Origin of the sequence: Okeania sp. SIO2C9 (assembly GCF_010672455.1) — a bacterium.
Taxonomy (GTDB): domain Bacteria; phylum Cyanobacteriota; class Cyanobacteriia; order Cyanobacteriales; family Microcoleaceae; genus Okeania.
Genome location: NZ_JAAHGO010000029.1, coordinates 94974 through 101050 on the forward strand (window position 1 = coordinate 94974; position 6077 = coordinate 101050).

A 6077-nucleotide genomic window follows, 5' to 3' on the forward strand; every position below is an offset into this window, starting at 1 on the left:
GTGCATTGTAATGCTGGTCTATATGTAATTATTTTGGTCAAAAGGAACAGTAGTGGGAGCATCTTGCTCCCTTGCTAGCTGTTGTTCATCCTTATCTACCATTAGCAGGATTACAAAAAAACCATATTCTACATTCCCAGTCACCAGCTAATCTCTGGACGTACTGATGACTGATAACTGATAACTGATAACTGATAACTGAAATTATGCTTCCTGTAATTTATGGGAGAACTTCAGAATAATAAATTCCGCTGGACGTACTGCCGCTAAACCTATTTCTACATTCATTCGTCCTTCCAGGATGTCCTGTGATGTCATAGTTACACCTAGTCCCACATTCACAAAAAATGCTTGTTCTGCAGTGCTACCTGCTAATGCTCCTTGTCGCCATAACCCCTCCAAAAAACTTTCTATCATAGATTTGACTTTCAGCCATGTCACACTGACATTAGGTTCAAAAATGGCAAATTCTGTGGCTTGTTGCACTGACTCTTCGACGTAAATGAATAGTCGGCGCACTGGTACATAACGCCATTCGTTGTCGTTACCTGCTAATGTTCTGGCTCCCCAAACTAAGATTCCTTTGCCTGTAAAATAACGAATAGCATTGACAGATTTACCTGCGGTGGCATCAACGTTAAGGCTTTCTTGCTCTTCGTTGGTAATTTTAATTGTGGGAGCAGTGACTGAGGCTAAACTGACATTAGCGGGTGCTTTCCAAACCCCTCGATCTCGGTCTACCCTCGCATAGACTCCAGCTATGGCAGAACTAGGAGGTAAGATGATTCGCTTCTTAGATATTTCTGATTTAATGTCGTTATACAAACCTGTATTGATAGCTTTGTATAACCATAGGTCGTGTGGCGGTTCTAGGAGATCTTCTTCATCAAGGTCTTTTACCACAGCACTACCATCACCATCTTGCTTTAGGTCAAACTTATGTTTATCAGTTTCTTCTTTCCATTTACTGATGATTTCTTTTGCCGTTGTTTTTTTGCCTGCTTGTTTTATTGTTATTGTTAGAGTCTTATTGGAGTTAGTAAAGCCAAAGCTTATATTAGTATCCCCACCATATTCGATGACTACTGCGGGTGTATCGCCATTTTCCCCTTTATAAGCAACTATAAGACCATTAGAATCTGTTCTGTAAGCCTTTAATTTTGTTGATCCAGGGTCAACAGTTACAGAATCATCGGTATAATAATAGTTTAGTGATGTTTGTAAGTAGGGGTAGTAAGCAGCGCCATAGTTTAGGTATTCTTGACCAATTGCATCTCGGAATGTATCAACATCATCATCTTCTTTAATCTTAGGGTCTGCCTGAACAACATCAAAGACAGCAAACCTATCCTGTAATGTATTACATTGTGCCAAAGCTTGCGTACAAAGGTCGTAATAATCAGTAGGTTTGTCATTACCGTCCAAAGCTAAATTAACAGCATCACTCAACAATATTAAAGTAGGTTCGTCTTCTTCCTTTAAAGCTGTTAAACCATTGATAAAATCATCTTTTGCTTTGGCTGGACCATATGTACCAACCGAAACAATATAACAAGCGCCCCCACCGTTATTAAAAAACATCTGCAAAGCATAATGCATTAAAAATATGGGTTCTGTAAGTTCTATATTGGTTATCTCATCTGCAGCATTGGTTGTAACTTCAATTACAGTGGGTTTAGCAAGTCCAAAGAAAGTTTCATATTCCAGAAGTGAAGTAATTCGAGTTGGTACATTTGTTAAATCTTCACCATTATCTTCAGCCTTTTCCGTATAACCAATAAAAGCAGGAATTCCTGTAGAAACACCTGCAACTGAAGGAGGCAATTTAGAAATTTCCTCGATATAAACATTGGGAGTTTTATAAGAAGTAGCCATAGTTTTATCCTTGTGTTTTGTGTTTTCTTAGTTTTGATATTTTAGCTGTTTTTGAGGAGATTAATTACTTGATATTGAATCATCTCTTTTCTGAGCAAACCAGGTACTTGAATTATATTATCATTGGGTGGATTAGGTAAATTTTCTATCAATACACTACTACTTTTTGAAAAACTAATACTTTTTATCCCCGCTTCCTGACAAGGAATTTTTCTTCTAGATTCAGAGAAATATTTGTTACCATTTGGAAATTGTCCATTAAGAATATCTAATATTGGGTCTCCTGATTGAAGTTCCTTAAAGTCAGAAAAACTTATTTTTCCTTCGTTATCTTTAATTGATAATTCATCCTTTAGAGAATTAGTTATTACATAATAACGCCACTTTTGTTCTTTTGTCTCAAAGGTGATTTGATAATCACTGCTTTGGCTGAAATCTACAGCCATAGAATCGTTATTATCAATAATTATGATACCCCAAACAATTTGTCCTCCTGGTAAGTCTTCATAAGATAATTTGATTGTTTCTTTTAGTTTGTCAGTTTTTGGTAAGTCTTGATAATATAATATTACTGTATCTTCTTCTAATGGTACAATTCCTGGTTGAACACTATTTTTATTACTAAAAGAAGGACATCTTAAACCATAATCTAGCTGCTTCTGTTGAAGATTGAAAAAAATACTACCTTGAAAATCTCTTTCTGTAAAATTAACAATTTTTTGATTCTTAAGTTTTAAGAGAAAAGTAAATTGCAAATTCTCAGCAAGTTCAATCTGGGGTTGAGTTTCATCATCTGGAGCTATAGGAGCAATAATCACTATCCCATTAACTTTATTCTTAACAATCAAACGATGACCACTTAATATTTTCCTACATTCAATCGTTGGCTCCAAAATGAAGTCTGGACATAATTGATTAGTATAATACTCGTGCAGAATACTCAATTCAAATAGTTTTTTATAAATCATAATCTAGACTTCACTTGTTATTAGAAAATTAGATATTTGTAGGAACGACTATCTTTGTAGTTACATCAGGGATAGATTCTACAGTATCCGTATCTGTAAAGACAACCATTCTCACTTTATAAATCACAGAAGGTCTGTAAGGCAACCCCAAACCTGTCCACACATCCCTTTGTTCAGTAAAAGGCAAATTCACCAATTCCATAGTCAATTTTTCAATCTCTGGATCTAGCTCTGGAGAATTATGGCGATCGAACAACCGATGACTTTGAAAAAATTTGATAATTAAGGATAAGAATTTTAAAGAATGGCTGTAATCATTAAAGTATGGGACAAAAAGAACATATAAGTTGAGATAAATATTAGGGTTTTTTTGATCTACACGACCTCCATTGGGCATCCTTTCATAAGCTGCACCAGAACGAAAAGTATATTCTTCTTCTAGGTTGATTAATAAAGTGGTAATAGTATTTTCTTGTAACTGCACATCTTTGAGATTTTGATTTTGGATAAACACAACAGCTTTATTATTACTAAAGCTGAACTGGTCTCCTATTTTTACTATGATGTAGCTATTGAGTTTCTCCTGGAGAAAGGACATAACATGATCGATCATAGGCAGTTCCTTGTTAATGGTAAATCAAATGGCGATCGTTTGAGGACAACTACCCAAGATAGAATATCCTAGATAAAATTTACAGTAACATGAAAACTATTCAGGTCGAAAAAAGAAATATTTTGTTATAATTTGATTATTTATTCAAATAGAAAATGATTATCAAAATAAAATGGGTCGCGCCACCCCACCTTTTAAGGCGATCGGGTTTTTGGAGAGTTGCTCAAATCCCCTACTTCTCATCCACGGTCGGGGGAGGGGCGAGGGGTGGGTTAACTTCTGACTTCTGACTTCGTTAAGACCACCCTCTTATTTCTTCATCACTCAACAATTTTTTTAACTTAAAATACTCTCTTTGAGTAGCTTGAAGGATATGTTTCATCATCACAGGTTCATCGTGATCGGCAGCGAAAAAAGCTGAATTTAGAGCAATATTGCGGATATTGCCCCCGGTAACCTTAAGTTGTCCCAATAATTGGTAGTCCAACCCAAGGGTTGGTGTTTGAGGCGGAAAAATACGCTGCCAAATTTTCGTTCGTGAGGAAGCATCTGGAAAAGAAAAAGCAACCATAAACCGGATACGACGTAGAAAAGCAGAGTCTAAGGCGGTTTTAAAGTTTGTGGTCAAAATAGCCAAACCCTGATATGCTTCCATCCGTTGGAGTAAGTAAGATACTTCTACATTAGCGTGGCGATCGCGACTATCTTGAACTTCAGTACGTTTACCAAACAAAGCATCAGCTTCATCAAAAAGTAAAATTACTCCCCCTGTTTCAGCAGCAAGGAATATGCGCTCTAAATTCTTTTCTGTTTCCCCTATATATTTACTAACCACAGCGCTCAGGTCTATGCGGTAAAGGTCTAGACGAAATTCATTAGCTAATACCTCAGCTGCCATAGTTTTACCGGTTCCACTTTCACCATGAAAGAGAGCGCTTATACCTAAACCCCGATATCCTTTGTTAGCAAAACCCCATTTTTGATAAACTTTAGCTTTTTGTCGCAGATGAGTTGCTATATCTGTCAGTACCTGACGTTGTTGTGAGGCCAAAACTAAATCATCCCAAGTTGCCGATGTCTCAATGCGTTGAGCTAAACCTTCTAGTTGAGGACGAGCTTGAGAGCGACAGAAATTCCAGATTTGGTTGAATTCAGAAGAGGTACTGCCTAATTCTACTTGAGAAGGAGCAGAGAAATTTTCAGTTTCAGCTTTAAGTTTTGAATTTTGAATTTTAAATTGTTGACAGACTGATTGAATAGTGGTGTTACTGAGATTAAATTGAGATACTAACTTACTAATCTCGACTTGGAATTGGTTTGCATCTGTACCGAGATGAGTTAGCCAAATATCTGTTTGTTCTTGGTAGCTGAGTTGGGGTATATCAAAAGTAATAAAATGACTGTGTTGAGCTTGTAGTCGTTTCTGACTAAAAATGATTACAGGAGCTGAGAAACTTTCTACAAATTGGGAAATTTGAAAAGCAAGTTGAGACTCATTTGGTAATATATTCTCACACTCTAGTAGTAGTACATTATTATTCAACAAAGCTTCCCTTTGCCAATGTTGTTTGATTTGATGAATATCATTGGGAGATTGGGAAAGCACAGTCGCTGACATGATATGCAAATTCAAACCGAGGCAAACAGATACAGCTTTAGCTATGGCATATTTAGCTGTTGATTCTTCACCACAGAGTTGCAAGGTAGGATATGGGTAAGATAGCTCAGACCAGATCCCTACTATTTGCTCCACTATTATTTTTTGAGAGGGAGCTAAAGGAATTTGTTCTAGATGAGGAGGAAGAGGATAAACAAAACCCAATAATTGTTTGTCAAAAGTAGTTTCTCCTAGGAGATAGCTAAGAATATGTGGATCAATGCGCAGAGGAGCTTTGGTGAGAGTTAATCCTGTACCAATTTCTATTAATCGCCAATATTGTAATGGGTTATGGGGAGAAAGTACAGACCAACTAGCTTGAGGAAAAGTAGTTAAGGTTAAGGCAAGGGTAGGATAATTAAGTTGAGGATTTCCTTGGAGTTTAGCACATAAATCAGCAACCTTGGGTTCCATCTCCAGGGTGATGCAGAGTAGGAGGATATCCCGCTCAAATTCTGTGAGGCTAAATATGTGACACAATTTAGCTAAAGCTGAAGTAGGTAGTATGATGTCGGAGGGTAGGGGTTGTAGTGTTTTATCTTCTAACTTATTTTCTAGATATTGACGGATATGGTTAGTGGTATTAATGAGTGTGGTCAAGTTTTCTTGATTCCGGTGATAGATAGGAGAGGTTTTCATGTTATAAAGATACAAAGATTATGGTCTCAATTGAAGTCTCTAGGAGTTATATCATGTTCGGTTGAATACTTATACTGATGCTTAGAAATAATTACAGTATTTTCAGCTAGATTATATAGTTCGAGGAGCCACAAAAACAAACAAATTGTTCAAGAACTAAAATTAGATGGGGAGATGGGGAGATGGGGAGATGGGGAGATGGGGAGATGGGGAGATGGAGAGATGGAGAGATGGGGAGATGGGGAGATGGGGAGATGGGGAGATGGGGAGATGTGGAGATGGGGAGATGGGGAGATGGGGAGATGGAGAGATGGGGAGAAAGATG

General features: G+C 37.1%; 5 protein-coding genes and 1 pseudogene. 1 reads left to right on the forward strand and 5 read right to left on the reverse strand.

Annotation, left to right across the window (positions count from 1 at the left end):
• Positions 1–18: 18 nt before the first annotated feature.
• The 5 genes from F6K23_RS21870 to F6K23_RS21890 all read right to left on the reverse strand — a co-directional run bounded on the left by F6K23_RS21870 (position 19) and on the right by F6K23_RS21890 (position 5713).
• Positions 19–144 carry a hypothetical protein gene (locus tag F6K23_RS21870; RefSeq protein ID WP_293159765.1) on the reverse strand — a complete coding sequence of 42 codons (126 nt, stop codon included), beginning with the start codon at positions 142–144 and terminating at the stop codon, positions 19–21.
• A gap of 60 nt (positions 145–204) precedes the next feature.
• Entirely contained in the window at positions 205–1875 is a 1671-nt protein-coding gene (locus F6K23_RS21875; protein ID WP_293159767.1) for a phage tail sheath C-terminal domain-containing protein, read from the reverse strand.
• 41 nt (positions 1876–1916) lie between these two features.
• A complete protein-coding gene (locus tag F6K23_RS21880) occupies positions 1917–2843 on the reverse strand; it encodes a hypothetical protein (RefSeq protein ID WP_293159769.1) in 927 nt (308 codons plus the stop codon).
• Positions 2844–2871: 28 nt separating this feature from the next.
• Positions 2872–3456, reverse strand: coding sequence for a DUF4255 domain-containing protein (locus F6K23_RS21885; RefSeq protein WP_293159771.1), 585 nt, complete (start codon positions 3454–3456; stop codon positions 2872–2874).
• Positions 3457–3751: 295 nt separating this feature from the next.
• Positions 3752–5713: an ATP-binding protein gene (locus F6K23_RS21890; RefSeq protein WP_293159773.1), complete on the reverse strand. Its 1962-nt coding sequence runs from the start codon at positions 5711–5713 to the stop codon at positions 3752–3754.
• Positions 5714–5833: 120 nt separating this feature from the next.
• Between F6K23_RS21890 and F6K23_RS21895 the strand changes: the two are divergent.
• Positions 5834–5914 (forward strand): annotated as a pseudogene (locus F6K23_RS21895) (IS607 family transposase); the annotation flags it as partial.
• Positions 5915–6077 lie beyond the last annotated feature (163 nt).

Excerpts from the sequence above, each read along its gene's own strand:
- F6K23_RS21875 (WP_293159767.1), bottom strand. The coding sequence starts at position 1,875 with ATGGCTACTTCTTATAAAACTCCCAATGTTTATATCGAGGAAATTTCT.
- F6K23_RS21880 (WP_293159769.1), bottom strand. The coding sequence starts at position 2,843 with ATGATTTATAAAAAACTATTTGAATTGAGTATTCTGCACGAGTATTAT.
- F6K23_RS21885 (WP_293159771.1), bottom strand. The coding sequence starts at position 3,456 with ATGATCGATCATGTTATGTCCTTTCTCCAGGAGAAACTCAATAGCTAC.